Annotated in this window: 25 protein-coding genes; 13 read left to right on the top strand and 12 right to left on the bottom strand. The window is 65.3% G+C overall.

What is annotated here, in order from left to right:
* The first annotated feature begins 10 nt into the window (after positions 1-10).
* Positions 11-1,567, top strand: coding sequence for a diguanylate cyclase (locus C7A17_RS10945; RefSeq protein WP_158704654.1), 1,557 nt, complete (start codon positions 11-13; stop codon positions 1,565-1,567).
* 21 nt (positions 1,568-1,588) lie between these two features.
* Here C7A17_RS10945 and C7A17_RS10940 read toward each other — a convergent pair whose 3' ends face one another.
* Entirely contained in the window at positions 1,589-2,122 is a 534-nt protein-coding gene (locus C7A17_RS10940; protein WP_106738064.1) for a zf-TFIIB domain-containing protein, read from the bottom strand.
* Positions 2,123-2,244: 122 nt separating this feature from the next.
* Between C7A17_RS10940 and C7A17_RS10935 the strand changes: the two genes are divergently transcribed.
* Entirely contained in the window at positions 2,245-2,637 is a 393-nt protein-coding gene (locus tag C7A17_RS10935; RefSeq protein WP_106738063.1) for a DUF3301 domain-containing protein, read from the top strand.
* 43 nt (positions 2,638-2,680) lie between these two features.
* Here the strand turns inward: C7A17_RS10935 and C7A17_RS10930 are convergent, their stop codons facing one another.
* Positions 2,681-3,559 (bottom strand): alpha/beta fold hydrolase, encoded by an 879-nt coding sequence (locus C7A17_RS10930; RefSeq protein ID WP_106738062.1) that lies wholly within the window; start codon positions 3,557-3,559, stop codon positions 2,681-2,683.
* Positions 3,560-3,596: 37 nt separating this feature from the next.
* A complete protein-coding gene (locus C7A17_RS10925) occupies positions 3,597-4,574 on the bottom strand; it encodes a CobW family GTP-binding protein (protein ID WP_106738061.1) in 978 nt (325 codons plus the stop codon).
* 95 nt (positions 4,575-4,669) lie between these two features.
* Between C7A17_RS10925 and C7A17_RS10920 the strand changes: the two genes are divergently transcribed.
* Complete coding sequence (locus C7A17_RS10920) at positions 4,670-5,020, top strand: NADH:ubiquinone oxidoreductase (protein ID WP_106738060.1); 351 nt, start codon at positions 4,670-4,672, stop codon at positions 5,018-5,020.
* Between the two features lie 254 nt (positions 5,021-5,274).
* On the opposite strand, the gene C7A17_RS10915 is transcribed toward C7A17_RS10920, so the two are convergent.
* Genes C7A17_RS10915 through dksA form a run of 3 tightly spaced genes read right to left on the bottom strand, consistent with a single transcriptional unit; the run spans position 5,275 to position 7,561 of the window.
* The gene (locus C7A17_RS10915; RefSeq protein WP_106738059.1) at positions 5,275-5,919 is read right to left on the bottom strand and encodes a DUF1826 domain-containing protein; all 645 of its coding nucleotides are present in this window, start codon (positions 5,917-5,919) and stop codon (positions 5,275-5,277) included.
* Complete coding sequence (zigA, locus tag C7A17_RS10910; RefSeq protein WP_106738058.1) at positions 5,919-7,124, bottom strand: zinc metallochaperone GTPase ZigA; 1,206 nt, start codon at positions 7,122-7,124, stop codon at positions 5,919-5,921. Before zigA ends, C7A17_RS10915 begins: the two co-directional genes overlap by 1 nt.
* Positions 7,125-7,138: 14 nt before the next feature.
* Positions 7,139-7,561, bottom strand: a complete 423-nt coding sequence (gene dksA, locus C7A17_RS10905) for an RNA polymerase-binding protein DksA (protein WP_106738057.1) — start codon at positions 7,559-7,561, stop codon at positions 7,139-7,141.
* Positions 7,562-7,632: 71 nt separating this feature from the next.
* On the opposite strand from dksA, the gene folE2 reads away from it, so the two are divergent.
* The 5 genes from folE2 to C7A17_RS10880 are packed head-to-tail and all read left to right on the top strand — an operon-like array spanning position 7,633 to position 11,067.
* Complete coding sequence (gene folE2 / locus C7A17_RS10900) at positions 7,633-8,523, top strand: GTP cyclohydrolase FolE2 (RefSeq protein ID WP_106738056.1); 891 nt, start codon at positions 7,633-7,635, stop codon at positions 8,521-8,523.
* Positions 8,524-8,526: 3 nt separating this feature from the next.
* Positions 8,527-8,946: a phosphoribosyl-AMP cyclohydrolase gene (hisI, locus tag C7A17_RS10895; RefSeq protein ID WP_106738055.1), complete on the top strand. Its 420-nt coding sequence runs from the start codon at positions 8,527-8,529 to the stop codon at positions 8,944-8,946.
* Complete coding sequence (gene yidD, locus C7A17_RS10890) at positions 8,943-9,176, top strand: membrane protein insertion efficiency factor YidD (RefSeq protein WP_106738054.1); 234 nt, start codon at positions 8,943-8,945, stop codon at positions 9,174-9,176. Before hisI ends, yidD begins: the two co-directional genes overlap by 4 nt.
* Complete coding sequence (locus tag C7A17_RS10885; RefSeq protein ID WP_106738053.1) at positions 9,173-9,733, top strand: gamma carbonic anhydrase family protein; 561 nt, start codon at positions 9,173-9,175, stop codon at positions 9,731-9,733. The genes yidD and C7A17_RS10885 overlap by 4 nt, the downstream gene beginning before the upstream one ends.
* Positions 9,730-11,067, top strand: coding sequence for a dihydroorotase (locus tag C7A17_RS10880; RefSeq protein WP_106738052.1), 1,338 nt, complete (start codon positions 9,730-9,732; stop codon positions 11,065-11,067). Before C7A17_RS10885 ends, C7A17_RS10880 begins: the two co-directional genes overlap by 4 nt.
* 42 nt (positions 11,068-11,109) lie before the next feature.
* Here the strand turns inward: C7A17_RS10880 and C7A17_RS10875 are convergent, their stop codons facing one another.
* The 4 genes from C7A17_RS10875 to C7A17_RS10860 all read right to left on the bottom strand — a co-directional run bounded on the left by C7A17_RS10875 (position 11,110) and on the right by C7A17_RS10860 (position 14,362).
* Positions 11,110-11,565 (bottom strand): MBG domain-containing protein, encoded by a 456-nt coding sequence (locus C7A17_RS10875; protein WP_158704653.1) that lies wholly within the window; start codon positions 11,563-11,565, stop codon positions 11,110-11,112.
* The gene (locus C7A17_RS10870) at positions 11,480-11,797 is read right to left on the bottom strand and encodes an MBG domain-containing protein (RefSeq protein ID WP_106738050.1); all 318 of its coding nucleotides are present in this window, start codon (positions 11,795-11,797) and stop codon (positions 11,480-11,482) included. The genes C7A17_RS10875 and C7A17_RS10870 overlap by 86 nt, the downstream gene beginning before the upstream one ends.
* A gap of 73 nt (positions 11,798-11,870) precedes the next feature.
* A complete protein-coding gene (locus C7A17_RS10865; RefSeq protein WP_106738049.1) occupies positions 11,871-13,793 on the bottom strand; it encodes a DUF2207 domain-containing protein in 1,923 nt (640 codons plus the stop codon).
* Between the two features lie 2 nt (positions 13,794-13,795).
* Positions 13,796-14,362 carry a LemA family protein gene (locus C7A17_RS10860; protein WP_106738048.1) on the bottom strand — a complete coding sequence of 189 codons (567 nt, stop codon included), beginning with the start codon at positions 14,360-14,362 and terminating at the stop codon, positions 13,796-13,798.
* Between the two features lie 91 nt (positions 14,363-14,453).
* Between C7A17_RS10860 and C7A17_RS10855 the strand changes: the two genes are divergently transcribed.
* The 3 genes from C7A17_RS10855 to C7A17_RS10845 all read left to right on the top strand — a co-directional run bounded on the left by C7A17_RS10855 (position 14,454) and on the right by C7A17_RS10845 (position 17,400).
* Positions 14,454-16,373 carry a DUF294 nucleotidyltransferase-like domain-containing protein gene (locus C7A17_RS10855; RefSeq protein ID WP_106738047.1) on the top strand — a complete coding sequence of 640 codons (1,920 nt, stop codon included), beginning with the start codon at positions 14,454-14,456 and terminating at the stop codon, positions 16,371-16,373.
* Positions 16,370-17,077 carry a 3'-5' exonuclease gene (locus C7A17_RS10850; protein WP_106738046.1) on the top strand — a complete coding sequence of 236 codons (708 nt, stop codon included), beginning with the start codon at positions 16,370-16,372 and terminating at the stop codon, positions 17,075-17,077. The genes C7A17_RS10855 and C7A17_RS10850 overlap by 4 nt, the downstream gene beginning before the upstream one ends.
* Positions 17,078-17,232: 155 nt before the next feature.
* Complete coding sequence (locus C7A17_RS10845) at positions 17,233-17,400, top strand: DUF2986 domain-containing protein (RefSeq protein ID WP_106738045.1); 168 nt, start codon at positions 17,233-17,235, stop codon at positions 17,398-17,400.
* Positions 17,401-17,621: 221 nt separating this feature from the next.
* Here C7A17_RS10845 and C7A17_RS10840 read toward each other — a convergent pair whose 3' ends face one another.
* Positions 17,622-18,542 (bottom strand): LysR family transcriptional regulator, encoded by a 921-nt coding sequence (locus C7A17_RS10840; RefSeq protein WP_106738044.1) that lies wholly within the window; start codon positions 18,540-18,542, stop codon positions 17,622-17,624.
* Positions 18,543-18,735: 193 nt separating this feature from the next.
* On the opposite strand from C7A17_RS10840, the gene C7A17_RS10835 reads away from it, so the two are divergent.
* Together C7A17_RS10835 and sstT are read left to right on the top strand one after the other, a co-directional pair.
* The gene (locus C7A17_RS10835; protein WP_106738043.1) at positions 18,736-20,124 is read left to right on the top strand and encodes an L-serine ammonia-lyase; all 1,389 of its coding nucleotides are present in this window, start codon (positions 18,736-18,738) and stop codon (positions 20,122-20,124) included.
* A gap of 344 nt (positions 20,125-20,468) precedes the next feature.
* On the top strand, positions 20,469-21,740 hold the full coding sequence (gene sstT / locus C7A17_RS10830; protein ID WP_106738042.1) for a serine/threonine transporter SstT: 1,272 nt from the start codon (positions 20,469-20,471) through the stop codon (positions 21,738-21,740).
* A 176-nt stretch (positions 21,741-21,916) separates the two neighbouring features.
* On the opposite strand, the gene C7A17_RS10825 is transcribed toward sstT, so the two are convergent.
* Complete coding sequence (locus C7A17_RS10825) at positions 21,917-23,578, bottom strand: BCCT family transporter (RefSeq protein ID WP_106738041.1); 1,662 nt, start codon at positions 23,576-23,578, stop codon at positions 21,917-21,919.
* Positions 23,579-23,776: the final 198 nt, after the last annotated feature.

The raw sequence follows: 23,776 nt of genomic DNA, 5'->3' as shown, positions 1-23,776 counted from the left end.
CACTGGCAGAATGCCGCAATCGTCCTGCCGGTCGGCCTGGGTCATGGAAACGCTCTACTTCTCCCCACTGTTGCTGGGCATCAACCTGATGCTCGGCTGCGCTATCGCCAGCACCGCCCTGTGGTACTTCGCTCGCCCCTATTGCGGCCCGGGCGTGTGGATGAGCGGCGCCTGGACGCTCAACCTCGGCATCTGGCTGTTCATCGGCTACATGGCCAGCGGCAACCCGCTGCTGAACATCGCCGGCAACAGCCTGCAACTGGCCGGCGAAGCCTTGCTGATGGTCGGCGTGTTCCGTTTCCTGGGGCTGCCGCCGCCGTGGTGGACGGTACCGGCCAGTGCCGGTGCGATGAGCCTGGTGATGAGCTGGCACTGGTTCGTGGCGCCGATCAACACCGAATTCGTCGTCACCTTCTATGCGCTGATCGGCGGTCTGCTACCGATCCAGGCCTGCCGCGCCCTGTGGGTCGCCCGCGAGGAACCGGAGCTGCGTGGCGTACGCCGTTTCGTCGCACTGGCCTTCGCCGGTTTCGCCCTGATTACCCTGCTGCGTGCCCTGCTCGGCCTGATCGATGGCCTGCAGGGCATCGAACACGTCGACGTGACCCGTTCGGTGCCCTACCTGCTGCCCTACAACTTCGGCATCCCGCTGTGGGTGATCGGCCTGGTCGGCCTGGCGCTGATGACCATGCGTCGCATCCTCGCCGACAGCCGCCGCCACGCCGAGCAGGCAGAGGACAGCGCCGAGCGTTTCGAGCGACTGATGCGCATCACCCAGGCCGGCGTGGTGGTGCTGGAGCGCGGCCGCATCGTCGACGCCAACCCGATGCTCGAGACGCTGTTCGCCCGCTCTCGCGAGCATCTGCTCAGCGCGGATCTGCACAGCCTGTTCGCCCCCGCCGAGCAGACGCGCATCGAAGAGCTGCTGGGCCGTGCCGACGGCCAGCCGCATGACCTTGAAGCCCTGCGCGACGCCGTGCCCTTCGCTGCCGAAATCAGCATCGCCCAGTTGCGTGAGGACGGCCGACAGGTCGCCGAGATCCGCGATGTCAGTCGGCGCAAGGCACTCGAGCAACAGTTGCTGCACCTGGCCACCACCGACCCGCTGACCCAGGCGCTGAACCGCCGTGCATTCGAAGAGCGTGCCGGCCAGGCACTGCAACGTAGCCAACGGCAGGACCTGCCGCTGTGCCTGGCAATGCTCGATCTGGATCACTTCAAACAGGTCAACGACCGCCACGGCCACACCACCGGCGACGCGGTACTGCGCGAGTTCAGCCTGCTCTGCAGGCATCAGGCGCGCGCCACCGACCTGTTCGCCCGCGTCGGCGGCGAGGAATTCATTCTGCTCTTGCCGGATAGCGACCTGGACGCTGCTGCCCAGGGTCTGGAGCGCCTGCGCACGAATCTGGCCGAGAGCAATCTGCAAGGGCTGCGGATCAGTGTCAGCATCGGCCTGGCCGAGTGGCGCCCTGATGAAACCCTGGAGCAGTTACAGCAACGCGCCGACACGGCACTCTACGCCGCCAAGGTCGCGGGCCGTGATCGCCTGATGCGGGCGACCTGAGCCGACGCGGGTGAAACGCCCTCAGTCGTGGCCGATGTAGAACAACAACTCACGCCGCTGCGGATGATCCTTGAGCCAGGCGCGGATCTCGTCGGCACGGGCGATGGCCTCTTCGCCGGCGATACGGCTGAAGCGATCGCGCCGCGCCTCCTCACTGGCCTGCTGACGCACCTGACGCTGCCAGGCTTCGGTGAAGATCGCCGGCATGCGCTGGCTCAGCTCCAGGGCCTTGAGCAATTGCCATTCACCGCCGTCCAGCCAGGCTTCGTCGCAGGTGCCGCAGAGATCCAGGCGGTTGGCGCGCGTACCGCTGATCTGGAACTTGCCCATCAGCTTGGCGCATTTGGGGCAGCTCAGGGCGTGACTGGTTTCACCCACTTCGGCTTGCGCAGCCAGCTCCGTTGGCGTTTCCTGCGCCGGCTGACGCTCGGCCCAATCGCGGTAGTGCAGCAGGCTGACCAGGGTGCCCGAGCACTGCGGGCAGCCATGGCCAAGCAGGCCATCTTCGAGTTTTGCCGGTTGCAGGCGAGTCGTACGGCAGGCGGGGCAATGCATGGTGACGTCCTTTTCATGTGAAGTGGGCGAACGCTAATGCAGAGCCGACGCATGGGCAAGCTACTGTGCTGAGAAGCGCGTGGCAGATAAGCTAAGCTCTGTCTCCCGGAGCTGGAGTCACCATGATCAACCTGTTCGATGTGTTCCTGCTGATGCTCTTCGCCGCCGCCTGTGCCTGGCTGTGGCGTGGCCATGGCATTCGCGAGCGTGCGCTGGCATTCGCCAAACAGCACTGTGCCAAGTTCGATGTCGAGTTGCTCGACGGCGCCGTGGCATTGCGGCGCCTGGCCATCCTGCGCGACGGCAAGGGCTATCGACGCCTGGCGCGGCTCTACGATTTCGAATTCACCGTCACTGGCGAGCAGCGCCTGCGCGGTCATCTGAGCATGTTCGGCCCGCACCTGGGGCACATCGAGCTGGAACCGCACCCGGTGCTGGAGCCGCAGCCCGAGCCGGTTTCGGTGCAGAGTTCAGGTAACGTCATCCGCCTGGAAGACTGGCGGCGCAAGGCCTAAGCCTCTGCTGCCATGGCAGTGGGGCGTACCCGCCCTACCCGCCCTACCCGCGCTGCAGCAGAAAATCGCTCACCCGCGCGGCGCTGTCGGCTGGCTGCTCCTGCATGAAGCAGTGCCCGCCCGGCACCACCTGCCCACACACATGCGCATTGCTGGCGCACCAGCGCGCCACGGACTTGGCGACGAAGGGGTAAGTGCGCGCACCGTGGATCACCTCGGTAGGCGTCGTCACCCTGGCCAACGACGGCCACAGGCGGCGCGGGAAGGAACCGAAGATATCCGCCTCGCGGCTCGGCCGGCACTTGAGCTCGACGCCACCGTCGACATCCCTCAGCGCATGCTCGATATAGGCATCGAAGGCTGCCTCGTCCCAACCCCGGAACATGCCACGGCCATGCAGTGCGGCATGCGCGCTGGCCCGATCCGACCATTGCCGACGGCGCTTCTGCGCTTTCTTCGCCATGCCGGTGCGCTGCGCCAGACCAACCACGTCGGACAGCGCCATCACCCCGATCATCGCCGGGCTGAACAGCACCGGGTCGAGTAGTACGGCACGCCGGAACAGCTCGGGATGGCGCGCCAGGATCAGGCTGGTGAGCACGCCACCGAAGCTATGCCCGAGGGCGAAGCGTGGCACCTCGCCGAACGCCCCGCGCAAGGCCTCGAAGGCCTCCACCGCCAATTCGGCACTGCGGTTCCAGCCGTGAAAACGACCGCCATGATCACTGTCGCCATGGCCCTGCACATCGCACAACCAGAGGTCGAAGTCCTCGGCCAGCAGGGCCAGCATCGGCGTGTAGACACGTCCGCAATAGCCATTGCCGTGCAGGAAATGCAGCAGCGGCTTGCCTGACGGCGGCGTGTGCCAGCCGCGCAGGGTGAAGCCGGCAGAGGTGTCATGAGACCAGGGCAGCAGGTGCATGAAGGTTATCCACAGCAACAGGGGCGCGGCGAGTGTATCAGCCGGCCGGGGGAATCCGGCAGGCAGCGAACGCGGCACTCAGTGCTTCGGCGTCCTGCGCCTGATCGAAAATCAGCTCCAGTCGTGAATCCTTGCGCCATTCACTCGCGGCCCAGGCCTCCAGCGCCTGCCCTTGCAGGGCGTTCAGCGAGCGCCAACCTTCGGCGCCGTGCAGTACGGCCTTGGCCCTGCGCCACGCCACGCCCTGCAGCCACCGGCTGACCTGCACGAGATCGAAACGCTGGCTCGGGTGCCAGCGCCAACCGATGCTCCAGCCTTCGGGCTGATCCTGCACCTGGCAGATCGGCTCGGCGGTATTGCGCCAGATCTGCGCCAGACCGGGCGTGGCTGTAGGTAACTCGGCGCTCACTGCGATCGGTGAAGCCTGCACCGCAAGGCCCGGCAACAACGCCAGGTCGAGCCGCCCCTGCTCGATCCAATGCAGCGGCACAGGCGGCAGGTTTGCGGCAATTCGCGCACGGCTCGCATCGTCCAGGGACTCGCTCTTGTTCAGCAGCAACAGACCGGCGTCATCCAGCGCCTGACGCTGCACATCGGGCAGCGACTGACCGCTGGCCAGCGCGGCGGCATCCAGCACCACCAGCGCCGGCTGCACGGCCAGTACGCCGAGCCAGGGCGGCTGACGCAGCTGCTCCAACAACTGCACCGGATGCCCCAGGCCGGACGGCTCGATCAGCAGGCGGTCAGGCCTGGCCTCGCGCAGCAGTCGGCCGAGGCCCACCTGAAACGGCGCGCCGTTGACACAGCACAGGCAACCGCCGGCGACCTCGGCCATGGCGATACCGTCGTCGCCCCGCTCGAGCAGGGCTGCGTCCAGGCCGATCTGGCCGAACTCGTTGATCAGCACCGCCCAGCGCTCGCCCGCCGGCTTTTGCGCGAGTAGGTGGCGGATCAGGCTGGTCTTGCCAGCACCCAGGGGGCCGGCGATGAGGTGAGTGGGGATTTGACTGAGCATGGGTTTATGGTCGGTGGTTCGCCAGACAAGTGCCAGCACAGACTGCGATTAAGCAGCATGTTAGATTCGCCGGCAGTTTTTCGGGAGTCGAAACGATGCGTGCATGGCTGTTGCTGTTCTCTCTGCTACCGGGCCTGGCCCTGGCCGAAGCCTGCGTGGTGCACAGCCAGGCCGAGCGACTGGACGTGAAGGTCTGCCAGGAGAATCGCAACATCCCCGCCACACTGTTCCGCGACGGCTTCTGCCAGCCGCAGCTGCAAGGGCAGACGGTCGAGGTGGAGTTCGTCGAACAGTGCCCGCAGGGCGCCTATGGCGTCTGCCAGAACGCGCGGGCCGGCAGCGACCTGTACCTGCAGGACATCCACTACTACGGCGTGGCCAGCGACGCGCTGTACCTGGAGCCCGCCTGCACCAGCCAGTATCAGGGCAAGTGGATCAAGCCCTGAGCCAGGGGTGTAGGGCGGGTGCAACCCGCCAGGCTGCAAATGGCGGGTTGCACCCGCCCTACGCGGAAACGCAGCGACCCTGACATCAAAACGTCACCCAACGAGCGCCTAATGGAAACGGGTACCTCACATGACCCGCATGTCGAATCACGCCTCGACATGATCTCTTGGTGCTTAAGGCCGGGGCAGTCGCTCCGGCCTATTTTTTTTGCGGGGTATCCGAGCCTCGAGCGAAACGTAGGGTTTCGCGCGGCTCAAGCCAACCAATCCAGGGTCAGCAGCAAGCGCCGCTGTCCGGCCGTCGGCTGCGGCGAGCGGTGGATCAACCCGCGTCCCTCATTGCCGTGCCATTTCTCGCCCTTGGCCAGCGCCACATGGCCGGCCTCCAGGCGCTGGATCAACGCCTCGTCCTGCGGCTCTGCCCCGGGTTGGCCGAGCCGGCTGCGCGGCATGACGCCCTCCTCCAGCCAGTCGCTGCCCACGCCGGCATAGCTGGTAATCAGCCGCAGCGGCACATGGTCGACGTGAAACCTCGGGCACATGGCCTTGTCCAGCGCACGCAGGCGCAGGCCGATACGCCGGGCATCGAGCAGGCAGGCATAGGCCCGTACCAGCCAGGCCACGTCGGCGAGAAAGGCCGCCTGGCCCGGTAGATCGGCGTACGGCGCCACCAGGCCGTCGAGGTTCGGCTCGCTGTCTGCCTGCGCCAGCTCCAGGGTCATGGACTGCGCCAGCGGCTCACCCTGGGCCAGCAGCGTCTCGGCGAAGTCGGCGATCTGCGCTGGCAGGCGGCGCTGCCAGACAGCCAGGTTGACCCCGTCGTGCAGCACCTCGCCGAGCACCTCAATGTCCTCACCCAACACCTGCCGAGCCGGGTTTGGCAACTGCAGGGCAAACATCAGGCGGCCTCCTGTTGCCAGGCGCCGAACGGGTCGGGCAACAGGCGCCAGGCCTCGGGGCCGCCGGCCATTTCCGCGTCGGTCAGCAGGCAATCGTCCAGCTCACGCACCAGTTGTGGGAAATCAATGTTCTGGCCGATGAACACCAGTTCCTGGCGACAGTCGCCGACCTCGGCGCTCCAGTGCTTCATGATCGCCTGCAGGCCTTCTTCATCCTGCGGCCAGTGCTCCTTGGGCACGAAGCGCCACCAGCGCCCGGCCAGGCCGTGGCGCATCAGCCCGCCGGCCTGCGACCAGCTGCCGGCTTCCTGGTACTTGCTGGCCAGCCAGAAGAAGCCCTTGGAGCGCAGCAAGCGGCCGTTGCGCCACTCCTGCGAGAGGAAGTCGAAGAAGCGCTGCGGATGGAACGGCCGGCGCGCGCGGTAGGCGCTGGAGGCGATGCCGTACTCCTCGGTTTCCGGCACGTGCTCGCCGCGCAGTTCCTTGAGCCAGCCCGGCGCCTGCGAGGCGCGGTCGAAGTCGAAACGGCCGGTGTCGAGGATCTTCTCCAGAGCGATCTGGCCCATGCTCATGGCCTGGATGTCGGCATGGGTGTTGAGCCCCCGGAGGATGGCCATCAGCTCTTCGCGCTCAGCCTGGCTGATCAGGTCGATCTTGCTGATGAGGATGACGTCGGCGAACTCCACCTGTTCGATCAGCAGGTCGGTGATCGAACGCTCGTCCTCTTCGCCGAGGGTTTCGCCACGGCTGGCCAGGCTTTCCGCCGCGTGGAAGTCACGCAGGAAGTTCACCCCATCGACCACCGTGACCATGGTGTCGAGCCGCGCCAGGTCGGACAGGCTGCGGCCCTGCTCGTCGCGGAAGGTGAAGGTTTCGGCCACCGGTAGCGGCTCGCTGATGCCAGTGGACTCGATCAGCAGGTAGTCGAAGCGCCCGTCGCTGGCCAGGCGGGCCACCTCTTCGAGCAGGTCTTCGCGCAGGGTGCAGCAGATGCAGCCATTGCTCATCTCCACCAGCTTTTCTTCGGCACGGTTGAGGCTGACGTCGCGCTGCACTTCGCTGCCGTCGATGTTGATTTCGCTCATGTCGTTGACGATCACCGCGACCTTGAGGCCGTCGCGGTTCTTCAGCACATGATTGAGCAGGGTGCTCTTGCCGGCGCCAAGAAAGCCGGACAGCACGGTAACGGGTAGACGCGGGTTCATGGGGTGTTCCTCGTTCAGTCACGGTCACGCTGATGTTTTTCGCGCTGCTCCTGGCGCTCCTTGGCTTCGATGCACAGGGTCGCCGTCGGGCGCAGCAGCAGGCGTTTCAGGCCAATGGGCTCGCCGGTCTCGGCGCACCAGCCGTATTCGCCACGCGCCAGGCGTTCGAGCGCCTGGTCGATCTTGTCCAGCAGCTTCTTCTCCCGCTCCAGCAGGCGCAGCTGCCACTGCCGCTGTTCCTCGGCGGCGCCGATATCGGCGACGTCGCTGCTGATCTCGGGTTGGCGCAGCTCGGTGAATTCCTCATCGATGCGCGCCTGCAACTCGGCACGCTGGGCCAGCAGCAGCTCGCGGAAGAACTGCTGCTGGACATCGTTCATGTAGTCATCGGCTGGCAGGGCCAGCAGCTCGGCTTCGGTAGTCGCGGTCAGGGTCATGGCAAATCGGCTGGCTTGTTTTAAGTGTTATAACATAACATTTATTTCTGACCGCTACCCACGGATTTGCGATGAACGAACAGCCTCTGCCGGATATTGCCGCCCAAGCCACCCACCACGACCTGCCGCTGGACTGGGTCGGCATGGCCGGCATCGCCCTGCCCATTCGCCTGGCGGACGCCGCCGTGACCGCCACTGCCGACATCGGCGTGAGCCTCGACGATGCCGGCGCACGCGGCATCCACATGTCGCGCCTGTACCTGGCAGCGCAGCGCCTGGTGCATCAGGAATTGAACGTCCCGGCGCTGCTGCAGGTGCTGGACGAGTGCCTGGGCAGCCATCAGGCACTGTCCGACAGCGCCACCCTGACCCTGCGCGGCGAGGTGCCGCTCAAACGGCCGGCGCTGGTCAGCCCGCTGCACGGCTGGAAGACCTATCCCTTCGAACTGCACGCCCGGCAGGATGGCCGTGGCGTGAGCATCGAGTTGCAGGTCGAGGTCACCTACTCGTCCACCTGCCCCTGCTCCGCAGCGCTGGCGCGGCAGCTGATCCAGCAGCGCTTCGCCGACACCTTCGCGACGCAACCCATGGACTACCTGGAGGTGCTCGACTGGCTCGGCTCGACCCAGGGCATCGTCGCCACACCACACAGCCAGCGCAGCACGGCGAACCTGCGACTGCGCCTGGCGCCAGGCTGCGTCGACCTGCCATTGCTGGCGTTGATCGACAACGCCGAGCAGGCCCTCGGCACACCGGTGCAGACGGCGGTGAAGCGCGCCGACGAACAGGCCTTCGCCCTGGCCAACGGGCAGAACCTGATGTTCTGCGAGGACGCCGCCCGCCGCCTGCACCGAGCCCTGCGCCAGTTGCCGCAAGCCAGTGCCTTCCGCCTCAAGGTCGTACACGCGGAAAGCCTGCACGCCCACGACGCGGTGGCAGAAAGCCGCTGGAACTGGAGTTGAGGCATGGCTGCCGACGCCTTCTGGTTGCAGCTGGAATCCGCCGAAGCCGGCCACGCCGTGGCGCTGAACGAGGCCCTGGCGGCCATCGCCTGGAACGACGCCGGGCTGATTCCGGTGATCGCCCAGCGCCACGATAACGGCGAGGTGCTGATGCTGGCCTGGATGAATCGCAGCGCGCTGCAGGAAACCCTGGCCGGCGGCCAGGTCTGCTACTGGTCGCGCTCGCGCCAGCAGTTGTGGCGCAAGGGCGAAACCAGCGGCCATCGCCAGCGCCTGCTCAGTGCACACCTCGATTGCGACGGCGACGCCCTGCTGCTCAAGGTCGAGCAGCTCGGCCCGGCCTGCCATACCGGCCGCCCCAACTGCTTCTACAACGACCTCGACGGCGAGCGGCTGCGCGTGGCCGTGAGCCGCCCCTCATGAAGCGTCTGGCCATCGCCCTGGTGCGTTTCTACCAGTACCTGATCAGCCCGCTGCTCGGGCCGCGCTGCCGCTTTCACCCCAGTTGCTCGCACTACGCCGTCGAGGCGCTGGACAAGCATGGCCTGCTGCTCGGCCTGTGGCTGAGCCTGCGCCGGCTACTGCGCTGTCACCCCTGGCATCCGGGCGGCTACGACCCGGTGCCCGAACCCTCACCCAAGGAGCGACCATGATCCGCAAGAATCCGTCCGGCCACCTGCCGGTCATCGCCGAGTCCGCCTACGTCGACAAGACCGCGATCATCTGCGGCAAGGTGATCATCCACGACAACGTCTTCGTCGGCCCCTACGCGGTGATCCGCGCCGACGAGGTGGACGCGAGCGGCGATATGCAGCCCATCGTCATTGGCGCCAACTCCAACATCCAGGACGGCGTGGTGATCCACTCCAAGTCCGGCGCGGCAGTGAGCATCGGCGAGCACACGTCCATCGCCCATCGCTCGATCATCCACGGCCCGTGCAGCGTCGGTAACCGCGTGTTCATCGGTTTCAACAGCGTGCTGTTCAATTGCGCGGTCGGTGACGGCTGCGTGGTACGGCACAACGCCGTGGTCGACGGCTGCGACCTGCCGGCGGGCTTCCACGTCACCTCCACCCAGCGCATCGGGCCGAAGACCGACCTGGCCAGCCTGCCGCGCGTCAGCGTCTCGGCCAGCGAGTTCTCCGAGGACGTGGCACGCACCAACATCGACCTGGTGCGGGGCTACAAAGCCCTGCAGAACGAGTTCTGAGCGTGCTGATCCGTAACGCCCGCCTGGTCAACGAGGGCCGCGTGTTCGAGGCCGACCTGCGTATCCGCCACGGCCGCATCGACGCCATCGCCAGCAGCCTCGCGCACCTGCCCGGGGAGGGCCTGCTCGACGCCGCTGGGCAGTACCTGCTGCCAGGCATGATCGATGACCAGGTGCACTTTCGCGACCCCGGCGCGCCGCACAAGGGCAGCTTCGCCACGGAATCGCGGGCGGCGGTGGCCGGCGGCATCACCAGCGTCATGGACATGCCCAACACCCAGCCGCCGACCCTGACGCTGGAGGCGCTGCAAGCCAAGGAGCAGCGCGCCGCCCGGTGCTCGCGGGTCAACTACGGCTTTCACTTCGGCGTCAGCCACGACAACCTCGACACCGTCGCCGCGCTCGACCCCAGCCGCGTCGCGGCGGTGAAGGTGTTCATGGGTGCCAGCACCGGCAACATGCTGGTCGACGACCTGCCGGCGCTGGAGCGACTGTTCCGCGACTGCCCGACGCTGCTGCTGACGCATTGCGAGCACACCCCGCGCATTCGTGAGCACGAGGCGCAGTGGCAGGCGCGCTTCGGCGACGCCATCCCCGCCGGCGAGCACCCGGCGATCCGCGACGCCGAGGCCTGCTACCAATCCTCCAGCCTGGCGGTGAGCCTGGCGCGCCGCTACGGCACGCGCCTGCACGTGCTGCACATCACCAGCGCGCGCGAGCTGGGCCTGTTCCAGCCAGGCGCGATAACCGGTAAGGCGATCACCGCCGAAGTCTGCGCCCACCACCTATATTTCGACGAGCGCGACTACGCGCAGCTCGGCCACCTGATCAAATGCAACCCGGCGATCAAGACCCAGGCCGACCGTGACGCCCTGCGCCAAGCGCTGTTGTGCGGGCGGCTGGACATTATCGGTACCGACCATGCGCCGCACAGCTGGGACGAGAAGCAGCGCCCCTACCTGCAGGCGCCATCCGGTCTGCCGCTGGTGCAGCACGCACTGCCGGCACTGCTGGAGCTGGTGGCCGACAGCCTACTGCCGCTGCCCATGCTGGTGGAAAAGACCAGCCACGCCGTGGCCGAGCGCTTCGCCATCGAGCAGCGCGGCTACCTGCGCGAAGGCTACTGGGCCGATCTGACCCTGGTCGAACGCCTGGCCGAGCCGCGCCCGGTGGCGGCCGACCCGATCCTCGCCCACTGTGGCTGGACGCCGTTCCAGGGCCGCGCCTTCCGCCATGCCGTGCGCAGCACCTTCGTCTCCGGACAACTGGCCTGGCACGCCGGCCAGGTGCAGGAAGATTGCCAGGGGCTGCCGCTGCGCTACCGGCGCGGCTGAACGCCGCAATCGAGCATTTGCAGGAGCGGATTTATCCGCCAATCAATCCGCCATACCAATCGGGTCGTTCATGATGGTCAGATACAGCGGCTGAGTGCTCGCCAAGGCGATGGGCAACCCGGACGGCAGGTTGCTCAGGCCGTCGCGCACCGGGCGCGCCAGATCGTCACCGCCGGGTGTGGTCAGCGGCGCCGTCAACAGCAAACGCCCATCGACATACTGGATGGCGTAGTTGTCGGCGCTCAGCCCACTCACGCTCAAGACGTAGGTGCCGGCCCGCGAGGCGCCCTGGGCACTGCCGCCATAACTCCGGCTGCCATTGAGTACGCCCAGGCCTTCGCCGTTGACGAAACCCTGATACGTCAAGCCATTGCCGCCACTGTAAGCCTGGCTCGATACGCTTCGGCGGTCATCATTGGCTTTTACCGTCAGTGTCTTGCGGTCGACGACCCAGGTGCCATCGCTGGTCTGGGTCACCATGTAGTTGCCATTGGTCATGGCTGCCGACATTCGTCGTGTTGTCGATGCCGAAGCTGTTGGACAAGCCCATCAGCACCGCAATAGTTTCACCATTGACCAGCCCGGTGGCGCTGATACCCGGATTGAGCAGGCCGTTATCCCCATAGGTGGAGCTACCACCGTTAGCCGTTACGGTGATGCTGGCCTTGTCGATGGTGCTGCTCGTGTTGTCGGCGTAGGTCACGGCGTAGTTGCCGTCGTTGTTGCCCATTTAACCGTTACCCCGCTGCACCTCTCCCCCTTTGTGCGCTGCGCTAGCGACGCCCCTGAAGTGCAGGTTGGCCTTACCAACCCCCGCCGCCACCGCCCCCTCCACCACCGCCGGAGGAGCCGCCACCGGATGATCCGCCCCCGCTCGAAGAACTGCTCGACGGCGGCGTCGATGCCAATGCGGCGACGCTACTGAGACCAGCGGCCAGCGCACCGCTCAGCGCCTGTGGCGAGCTGTAGCTGCTGCGGCTGTGGTACCAGGTCGGTTGATAGTCGCGCTGCGTCGGGTCGATCAGGCCGCTGGCCAGGGCCTCACTGAAACGCGCACTCCATTTGTCTTCCACGCCGAGCGCCATGGCGAAGGGCAGGTGGCGCTCGTACAGGGCGATGCTCATTGCCGGGGCGTCGGCCGCCAGCGCCAGGGCGTCCTGTTCCGCCAGTTGCAGGTAGTTGCGATAGCCTTCCAGCGCATCGAGCAAACGTCGCCCGTCCAGGGTCGGCGCCGGCATCAGGTAATAGAAAACCACCACCAGCGCGACATACAGCACGATCAGCAGCAAGGCCGGCAGGGACGCGGCCTCGGCAATCATCAACAGCCCCACCGGCACCGGCCAGACGAACATCAGCGCCACCAGCCCCAGACTGATCTTCTTGCCAAAGCTGGCTTGGCGCCGAGCCGTATTGATGAACAGCAGCGAAGGCACGCCGAACCCCAGGCTGAATACCAGGCCGGCCAACCCGGTGGCCAAGTCGTCACCATGGGCACTCATCGCCAGCATCACCACACAGCCGAGCACCGCCCAGAGCAAGCCAAAACTCCAGATGCCGCGGTTATTGCTGAACCAGGCCTTACCCTGCTGCTGCAACTGGCTCTCCAGCCCGCTCAGCGTATCGGCCAGGCGTGGCTCGTATTTCTTGCCGATGGCGATCGAATCGCCGTCCTTGCCAGCCTTGAAAAGGCGGTCGCTCAGCTCGCGATCCGACACGCTCAGCTCGCCTTGAGCAGCGCCAGCGCGTGACAGGATGAACCCACTGCGCGGCCTGTCCGCGATCTGCAGATGCTTGTGGATGGCCATGTCGGTCAGCCATACACCGAATGCCCGCGCCGCCGGAAAGCCTCCACGCAGCCCGCGATGCCAGAGGTAGCCGGCCTGCACCGCGCTCATGCCCTGCGGGCCCTCGAACAACGGGATGATCACGCCCTTTTGTGGATCGCGGCCAACGCGATTCCAGGCACTCAGATAGAACAGCAGCAGGCCGATCAGCAGCAGCGCGCCGATGCCCACGCCCAGGTTGTCCAGCAGCGCACGCGTGGCGTTGTCCGTGGCACTTGGCCGCGGCACCAGCCCGGCCTGCCAATCCACGGCTATCGTCAGGCCGTGGTGGGCAGGCAGCTCCGCAGTGGTGGCCAGACGCAGGTAATCATCGCCGCGTTCGACTACCTGGAAGTCCTGCCCCTGATCGCCCTGAGCGCCGGTATAAGCGGCCAGCTGACCGATATGCGCGCCCGCCGGCAGACGCACGTCGACTGACGCCTGGCGGATCGGAAAAATCCAGCCGTTGCCGGTGACGTTCCAGTACAGCTCGTCCGTGTCGGCGTGATGCAGCAGCGCGCGCCCGACCCGATAGCGCAGCTCGTAGCGATAGCGACCAGGGTCGAGCAGCGTGTCCGCCGAGCCCAGGTAGAAGCGCACCCAGGCGCCGTTACGCTCGCTGTGCACGGCCTCTTCACGACCATCGCGGGTCACGCCCAACAGGGTGATCGGGCTGCTCTGCTCCAGCCCCATCGGCAGTGCGTAGCTGACCGGCAGATCGCGGTAGATGCCGCGACGAATATTGTCGCCTTCGGCGCGCACGGTGATGCGCTCGGTCACCAGCAGGTTGCCGTCAGCCTCGACCTGCAGGCTGACGGAAAAATCTTCGATGGCCTCCTGCGCCAGCACCAGACCCGGCAGCAGACAGCCAATCAGCAACAGCCCACGCAACCATCCCTGCATGCTCAGAACTCCATCTTCGGCGATTGGCCGTCACGCGAATCATCCAGCGTGAAGTACTCGGCCTGGGTAAAGGCGAACAGACGCGCCACCAGATTGCTCGGCACCGACTCCACCAGCACGTTCAGCTCGCGCACCGCGCCGTTGTAGTAACGCCGGGCCATCTGGATATGGTTCTCGACCTCGCTGATGTTGCTCTGCAGCTCGCGAAACTGGCTGTCAGCCTTGAGATCCGGATAGGCCTCGACCAACGCGAACAGTTGCCGCAACTGACTGCTCAACTGCGCCTCCACCGGCGCGCGCTGGCCCAGCGGCGAATCGGCCAGTTGCACCGCGCGCATGCGCTCCTGCACCAGCGCCTCGAGCGTGCTCTGCTCGTAGCCCATGTACTGCCGCACGCATTCCACCAACGCGGGAATCAGGCTGGAGCGGCGCTTGAGTTGCACGTCGATGCCGCTGGCGGCTTCAGCCACGCGATGGCGGTTGAACACCAGGCGGTTGTAGTAGAAAACCGTCGCGCCGCCGAGCACCAGCAGCACGCCCACACCCCACCAAAGCCCCGAACCCTGCATAACCTCTCCTTCAATTGCCGACGGCCAGCCGCTTTGCACTGACATCCTGGCAGCCCGTATCCTGTAGGGCCAGCCAGTCAGCGAGGCCCGCATGCAGATCGAGTTGATCGAGATCCGCGACCACCTGAATCGCTTCGCCCCTTTCGACAACCTGCCGGAGCAGACTCTCGACGAGATCGCCCGCCAGGTGCAAGTGGGCTACTTCAAGGCCGGTAGCGAAATCCTCGCCGTCGGTGCACCGATCCATGAACTGCACTACGTGCGCAGCGGCGCGGTGGAAGTGCACCGGCGCAATGGCGAGCTGCACAACCGCCTCACCGAAGGCGACATCTTCGGCCAGGCCGGCCTGCTGCGTGGCAACAAGGTGCGCCTCGGCGCTGCAGCGCTGGAAGATTGCCTGATCTACTTCATCCCCGGTGTGCTGTTCCATCAGCTCTGCGAGCAGTTCGACAGCTTTGCCGACTTCGTCGAGGCCGAAGGCCAGTCGCGGCTCAAGTCCGCCCTGGAAGACAGCCACGGCAAGGCCAGCGAACTGATGAAGATCAAGGTGCGCAAGCTGATCTCGCGCGGAGCCGTCAGCGTGCCTCTGGATACGCCGATCCAGCAGGTGGCGCAGGTGATGACCGAGCACAGCGTGTCCTCGGTGATCGTCGTCGACCCCGGCACGCAGTGGCCCGACCCGAATCAGGTGCAAGTGGCCGAGCAGCAGAGCCAGGTGATGGCCGGCATCCTCACCGACCGCGACCTGCGCACCCGCGTGGTCGCCGCCGGCTTGCCCAGTGACACCCCGGTCAGCCAGATCATGACGCCCAACCCCATCACCCTGCAGGCCGACGACTCGGTGTTCGAGGCCATGCTGTGCATGTTGCGCAACAACATCCATCACCTGCCGATCCTCCATCGCCGACGCCCGGTGGGCGTGGTGGCGCTGGCCGACATCATCCGCTACGAGTCGCGCAGCAGCCTCTATCTGGTCAACGGCATCTTCAACAAGACCTCGGTGGACGGCCTCAAGAGCCTGCTGCCGGACTTGCGCGCCACCTTCGTGCGCATGGTCGCCGACGACGCCAGCGCACACATGGTCGGCAGCGCCATGAGCGGTATCGGCCGCGCCTTCAGCCAGCGCCTGCTGGAGTTGGCCGAACAGAAACTCGGCCCGCCGCCGGTGCCCTACTGCTTCATGGCCGCCGGCTCCATGGCCCGCGACGAGCAACTGTTGCTCACCGACCAGGACAACGCCCTGGTGCTCGACGATAGCTTCGACCCCGACGAACACGACGCCTACTTCGCCGAACTGGCGCAGTTCGTCAGCGACGGCCTGGCCGCCTGCGGCTACAGCTACTGCAAGGGCGGCATCATGGCCAGCAACCCCAAGTGGCGGCAGCCGCTGAAGGTATGGCGGCAGTATTTCAGCGAGTGGATCGAACGGCCCAACCCGGAAACCCTGCTCAACGCCAGCATCTTCTTCGACCTAGACGGTCTCTACGGCGAAACCGAGCTGGTGGAAAGCCTCAAGGATCTGCTGGCGCAGAAGGCCAGCACCAGCCCGGCCTTCCTTGCCGCGCTGGCGCGCAATGCACTCAACCGCACGCCGCCGCTGGGTTTCTTCCGCACCTTCGTGATGGAAACCGACGGCCGCCACCGCAACATCATCAACCTCAAGGGCCGGGGCACCGCGCCGCTCACCGACCTGATCCGCGTGCACGCCCTGGCCTGCGGCTCCAAGGCGCAGAACTCGCTGGATCGTCTCGACGCCATCGCCGCCACCAAGCTGCTGCCCAAGGAGGCGCTGGAGCACCTGCGTTACGCCTTCGAGTTCCTCAGCCTGGTACGCGTACGGCACCAGGCGCGTGAAGTCGAGGCCGGCAACGCGCCGAGCAACTACATCGAGCCGGAACAGTTCAGCGCCAGCGAACGCCAGCACCTCAAGGAAGCCTTCCAGGTGATCAGCAACGCGCAGAAATTCCTGCGCTTTCGCTACCCGGCGCAACCGACGAGCCGCCCGCGATGAGCGAGCGCGCCGCACAGGACTGGCCGCAATTGTTCGCCAGCCTCGCCGAAAGCAGCCGCGACTCGCGCCTGCGCGCCTACTACGGCGCCGGCTGCGTGGCGGCCGATACGCCGCTGCAGGATGTCCCGCTGGTGGCGCTGGACGTGGAAACCACCGGTCTCGACCCGCGTGAGCACGCCATCGTCAGCCTCGGCCTGGTACCGCTGAGCCTGCAACGCATCCGCTGTGCGGAGTCGCGCTACTGGGTGGTCAAACCCACTGGCGAGCTGAGCGCCGAGTCGGTCACCTTCCACCACATCACCCACAGCGATATCCGCCACGCCCCACGTCTGGCCAGCGTGCTCGAAGAGTTGCTGGAAGCCCTGGCTGGCAAGGTCGTGGTCGTGCACTACCGCAATATCGAACGCAGCTTCCTTGACCAGGCCGTGCGCCAGCACCTGGGCGAAGGGCTGATCTTCCCCATCATCGACACCATGGAACTGGAGGCCCGCCTGCATCCCAAACGCAGGGTGAGCTGGTGGGATCGCCTGCGCGGCCGCGAGCCCATCTCCATCCGCCTGGCCGACAGCCGTTTGCGTTATGGCCTGCCGCTGTACTCGGCTCATCATGCGCTGACCGATGCCCTGGCTTGTGGCGAGCTGCTGCAGGCGCAGGTGGCGACGCATTACTCAGGGGATACGCCGATCAGCGCTCTCTGGAGCTGACTGCCAGCCCCCACCCTGTAGGAGCGGCTTCAGCCGCGAAGCTTTTGGTGTTGATCGCTCCCAAGCTCTGCCTAGTAAGGCAGTCCAAGACTGCTCTACACCGGTTAAGATTCGCGCAGATTTAGCCCCGCCAAGCACAACGCAGACCCACGCCCATGAATCGCCGTAAAAAGATCAAGCAACTACTCGAAGCCCACGCCAAGAAGGCCAATGCCAAACTCGCGCCCAAAAGCAATAAACCCAAGTACATCAGCAAAGCTGACAGGGCGAAGTTGGAGACAGAAGCGGCTCAAGAGTCCGTTACGGCCATGCCCGCAGAGTAGAACTCCGAAGACGAGCTTGATGGTTGATTGATCGTTACCACGCTCTGCGTGGCAACGCAGCCAGGACGCTCTGCGTTCATTACAGCCCCTCCAGGCAAGACGCGGAGCCGCGCAAGCTCTCGATGTCCACGCAACGCGTGAGTACCAGCAAAAACACCCTCTCCCATGAATGGGAGAGGGGAGCAAAAGCTTCGCGGCTGAAGCCGCTCCTGTAGCCGTTCCTACGCGGTGCTTTGCGGTTGGCCGAGGACTTTATCGGCGGTGTACACCGCCTCGTCGAGAAACACATTCACCGCCGGGTGATCGCGTTCGCCCTTGCGGTAGGCGAGGAAGACGCCGCGCTGGATACCCGGCAGCAGGCGGACGGCGGTGACGCCATGCAGTGGGTGCACCAGGCGCAAGCCGGAGACGACGGAGATGGAGTTGCCCGAGGCGACCATCGCCGCGACCATCTCGAAGCCGGCGCAGTGGGCGTTGATCCGCGGCGCGTAGCCCGAGCGGCGGCACAGGTTGGTGATGAATTCACCGAACGAGCTGCTGGTCGAATCCAGCGCCCAGGCCTCGTCGCGCAGGTCGGCGATGGTCAGGCCGTCGCGTGCCGCCAGCGGATGGTCAGTGGGCAGCAGCACATGCAACAGATCCTGGGTCAGCGGGATCTGTGCATAGTTCTCGTGTTTCTCGTTCAACTCCACGGCCAGGTCATCGATCACCGCCACATCGATCTGCCAGGCGGCCAGGGCGCCCAGACTTTCCTGCGGCTCCAGCTCCACCACCACCACTTCCAGCCGTGGATAGGCCGCACGCAGAGCGCGCACGGTTTCCGCCACCACGGCCACGGCAATCGAGGGAAACGCCGCGACGCGCAGTTCGCCGGCGATCTCACCGCGCATCTGCGCCAGTTCCGAGCGCGCTTCGTCGAGCACCATCAGGATACGTTCGACGTGTCCCACAAGGCGCTCGCCCGCCGGGGTCAGTACCACACCGCGTCCGCGTCGTTCGATCAGCGCCACTTCGGCTTCTCGTTCGAGCTGGGCGACCTGCTGTGAAACCGCAGAGGGCGTGAGGTGCAGCGACTCGGCAGTGGCTGCCATGGTGCCGCAGCGGGCCAGTTCACGCAGGGTGCGAAGGCGGGTGATGTCCATAAGGAAATCTCAATAGGTAAGTGATGCTAATGAATACGTTAAAAATAAATCAGTATACATAATGATAAAGCCGTTCTTAGATAGGGTTATCCACACGTGCGTGCCGGGCACGTGGTTCACCCACATAAGGGTTCTCTGAAACGCGCGTAGCTCGCCAGGTTTCAGAAGCGCCCATAAAAGAAGAACTCTCGCCATGGCTATCAGCGTTTTCGACCTGTTCAAGGTAGGCATAGGCCCTTCCAGTTCCCACACCGTCGGCCCGATGCGTGCCGCCGTGCTGTTCACCAATGCCCTGGACAACCACGGCTACATGCCGCAGGTGACCCGCGTGGCGGCCGAGCTGTATGGCTCGCTGGGTGCCACCGGCAAGGGCCATGGCAGTGATAAGGCGGTGCTGCTCGGCCTTAGCGGCTATGAGCCGGACACCGTCGATGTCGACCAGGTGCCTGGCTATATCGAAGCCATTCGTCGCGATAAACGCATTGTCCTGGCCGGCAAGCATGCCGTCGCCTTCGACGAAAAAGCCGACCTGAAAATGTTCCGCAAGGCGCTGCCGCTGCACGCCAACGGCCTGCGCTTCGCCGCCTTCGATGCCGCGGGTATCCAGGTGCACGAGGCCACCTACTACTCGGTGGGCGGCGGTTTCGTGGTCAGCGAGGCGATTCTCGCCGACGGCTCCAAACACAAGGTCATCGCCCCGGACGCCACCAGCCTGCCGCTACCGTTTCGCAGCGGTGCCGATCTGCTGCGCCTGAGCCGTGAACACGGCATCGGCATCGCCGAGATCATGCGTCGCAACGAGCGCCACTGGCGTACCGATGACGAAACCGATGCCGGTCTGCTGGAAATCTGGAAGGTGATGCAAGCCTGCGTCGACCGTGGCTGCCGCACCGAGGGCATCCTGCCCGGCGGCTTCAAGGTGCGTCGCCGCGCGGCGATCCTGGCGCGCAAGCTGGGCGGCTTCCAGCGCAGCTCCCTGGAAGATCCGCTGCGCATGCTCGACTGGGTCAACCTCTGGGCCCTGGCGGTCAACGAAGAGAACGCCGCCGGTGGCCGCGTGGTCACCGCGCCGACCAACGGCGCCGCCGGCATCATCCCGGCAGTGCTGCACTACTACGCCAACGCCATTTCCGGCGCCAGTGAGCGTGGTGTCATCGATTTCCTGCTGACCGCTGGTGCGATCGGCATCCTGTACAAGGAAAACGCCTCGATCAGCGGCGCCGAAGTGGGCTGCCAGGGCGAGGTCGGCGTGGCCTGTTCGATGGCGGCCGGCGCGCTGTGCGCGGTGCTCGGCGGAACCCCGGAACAGGTCGAGAACGCCGCCGAGATCGGCATGGAACACCACCTGGGCCTGACCTGCGATCCGGTCGGCGGACTGGTGCAGATCCCCTGCATCGAGCGCAACGCCATCGCCTCGGTCAAGGCCATCAACGCCGCGCGCATGGCGCTGTACGGCGACGGTTCGCACTACGTGAGCCTGGACAAGGTGATCAAGACCATGCGCGAAACCGGCGCCGACATGCTGACCAAATACAAGGAAACCGCCCGTGGCGGCCTGGCGGTAAATATCGTCGAGTGCTGATCACGCCGGAGGGCACGGGTGGGAAGCGCGTCAGTCGTCGCTGAAGCGCTTCAACTCCAAGCCCATGCGGCAGGCGGTGCGCACGGCCTAGGAGGCCATGCGACACCCCACGGATTCACCTGCACGACCCAGCTTCACCGGCCACAAGCCAAAAAACCGTAAAAACAAGAATAAGCGAGCCCCTGCCATGACCCTCGAACCTACATAAGTCACCACGCTTTTCCTCTCATCCCTATAATCACGCCCCCGCCATGCAGCGACCCCGTTCTGCGCGCACCTTCCTGCGCGGCAGCGGGAGCGTTTTTGCCAGGCGCCAAGAATCGAATACGGAAAGCGTAAGACTCATGAATGCCCTTAAACTTCTAGCTGCCTATTACTCCAACGCCAGCCTGGTGCTGCGCATTTTCATCGGCCTGGTACTCGGCACCCTGCTGGCCTGGATCGCACCTGCCGCAGCGCTCAAGGTCGGCCTGTTCGGCGAGCTGTTCATCCTCGCCCTGAAGGCCGTGGCGCCGATCCTGGTGCTGGTGCTGGTGACCGCCTCGCTGGCATCGCGCCAGAGCAATCAACCCACCCATATCCGTCCGGTGCTGATGATGTACCTGATCAGCACCTTCAGCGCCGCAGCGCTGGCGGTATGCGCCAGCTTCCTGTTCCCGACCGTGCTGACTCTGGATGTCAGCAGCGCCGAGGGTAACCCGCCCGGCAGCATCATCGAGGTGCTGCACAACCTGCTGACCAGCATCTTCGTCGGCCCCGTACAGGCACTGAACACCTCCAACTACATCGCCATCCTGGCCTGGGCCGTGCTGCTGGGCGTGTTCCTGCGCCATGCCGCACCGAGCACCCGCACCATGCTGACCGACGTCTCCAATGCCTTCACCAAGGCCGTGCAGTTCGTCATCAACCTGGCGCCCATCGGTATCTTCGGCCTGGTCGCCAGCACCCTGGCAGATTCCGGTTTCGAAGCGTTAATCACCTACGCTCGCCTGCTGATCGTGATGGTGAGCTGCATGTTGATCGTGACCTTCGTGATCAACCCGCTGATCGCCTACATCAAGATGCGTCGCAACCCCTATCCGCTGCTGATGACCGTTCTGCGCGAGAGCGCGGTGACCGCCTTCTTCACCCGTAGCTCGGCGGCCAACATCCCGGTCAACCTGCGTCTGTGCGAGAAGCTCAAGCTGGATCGCGACACCTACTCGATCACCATCCCGCTGGGCGCCACCATCAACATGGCCGGTGCGGCCGTGACCATCTCCGTGATGGCGCTGGCTGCGACCCACACCCTGGGCATTCCGGTGGATCTGCCGACCGCGCTGCTGCTGTGCGTGGTGTCCTCGCTGGCCGCTGCTGGCGTATCCGGTGTAGCCGGTGGCTCGCTGCTGCTGATTCCGATGGCTACCAGCCTGTTCGGCATCGATGCCGAGATCGCCATGCAGGTGGTCAGCATCGGCTTCGTCATCAGCGTGGTGCAGGACTCCTTCGAGACCGCGCTGAACTCGCACACCGACGTGGTATTCACTGCGGCCGTGTCCTACGCCAACCAGGCGCAGGAAGCAGGCAGTGCAGTGCCGGCACAGAGCAATGCTGCGCAGGCTGACGTCAGCGTCTGATGCGTCTGCTGCACTCATGAGAAAGCGCGCCTCAGGGCGCGCTTTTTCGTTTCAGGGCGACTACACAGCTGTCTGGTGGGCTGAAGCCCACCCTACCCGCTGGTCACCCAAGCCAGACATTGCCCCATAAAAAAACGCGCCCGAGGGCGCGTTCTTTTGCGGCATGAGCCAGACGGCTAGCGCGGCTCGCTCATCAGCCCGCGCACCACCGAGATACAACCCACCAGCAACACCAGGGCAAACGGCAGGCCGGTGGACACAGCCATCGCCTGCAACGCCACCAGGCCGCCGCCGAGCAGCAGGGCGATGGCGATCACCCCTTCGATGCTGGCCCAGAACACCCGCTGAACCACGGGCGCATTGACCTTGCCGCCGGCGGTGATGGTGTCGATCACCAGCGAGCCGGAGTCCGACGAGGTGATGAAGAACAGGATCACCAGAACCACGGCGAGGAACGACATGATGCCGCTCAGCGGCAGCTCGGCAAGCAGGGCGAACAGTTTCAGCTCCAGCGCCGCATCGGCGACCTCACCCAGGCCCGCGCCGATCTGGGTGAAAGCACTACCACCGAAGGTGGTCATCCACAGCACCGACACCAGCGACGGTACCAGCAGCACCGCGATAAGGAACTCACGCACGCTACGGCCACGGCTGATGCGGGCGATGAACATGCCCACGAACGGCGACCAACTGATCCACCAGGCCCAGTAGAAGGCCGTCCAGCCCTGGGTGAAGTTGACGTCTTCACGCCCAACCGGGTTGGACAGCGCCGGCAGGTGCGTCAGGTAGGCACCGAGGTTCTCGAAGAAACCGAGGGCGATGGCCAGTGTCGGCCCGGTGATGACGACGAAGGCGAGCAACAGGAAGGCCAGGAAGATGTTGATCTCGGAAAGACGACGCACGCCCTTCTCCAGCCCGGAAACCACCGACCACAGCGCCACCAGGGTGATGGCGATGATCAGCAATACCTTGCTGGCGTTGCTGGCCTCGATGCCGAACAGATGCTCGATACCACCGGCAGCCTGCTCAGCGCCGATACCCAGCGAGGTGACCAGACCGAACAGGGTGGCGAACACCGCGAGGATGTCGATCACATGGCCCGGCCAACCCCACACGCGCTCACCGAGAACCGGGTAGAAGATCGAGCGGATCGCCAGCGGCAAGCCCTTGTTGAAGGAGAAGATCGCCAGCGCCAGGGCGACGATGGCGTAGATCGCCCAGGGGTGCAGACCCCAGTGGAAGATGGTCGCGGCCATGGCCAGGCGCTGCGCCTCAGCAGCATCGCCGGCGGCACCGCCAAGGGGGGCCCAGTCGGTACGCACGCCATTCTCCACGGTCACGCCACCGAGGGCAGCGGTGTAATGCGACACCGGCTCGGCCACGCCGTAGAACATCAGGCCGATGCCCATGCCGGCGGCGAACAGCATGGCGAACCAGGTCAGGTAGGAAAAGTCCGGCGTCGCGTCCCTGCCGCCGATACGCACCCGGCCCAGCGGCGAGACGATCAGACCAAGACAGAGCAGCACGAAGATGTTGGCAACGCCGAGGAAGAACCACGCCATATGGTGCGTGAGCCAGTCACGCAATGCGGTGAACAGAGGCTCGACTTCGGTCTGCAGCGCGAGGGTGAGGATGACGAAGATGACCGCGACCAGCGCGGAGATGGTGAAAACTTTGCCGTGGATGTCGAGGGCGAAGACGAACTGCCCTTTGATGTTGTCCTGGCCGATGACGTAGTCGGTGTCGATCAGATTGGCTTCACCGGACGGTGCTGGAATGCCGTCTGCGGCTTCCACAGGGGATGGCGGGGTCGTGTCATGCGAAGGGACGTTTCCCATACGTGGCGTGCTCCTTGATGCGTTTTTTACTCGCTAGACGAGCGTGAACAGGACGGATGCCCTCCTCCAATTAAAGACGACCCACAAACGGGTCGAACCGGGGAGGGTAACACATGAATTCCGCTCACTCAGATCTCAAGACACGTGAAGCCCCCGAATAATTCCCCAGGGCATGGCAATTTGCCCGCCACTGCCATT

This window comes from Pseudomonas mendocina, from assembly GCF_003008615.1.
Classification (GTDB): domain Bacteria; phylum Pseudomonadota; class Gammaproteobacteria; order Pseudomonadales; family Pseudomonadaceae; genus Aquipseudomonas; species Aquipseudomonas mendocina_C.
This window is presented reverse-complemented; position numbering and strand designations above follow the sequence as displayed.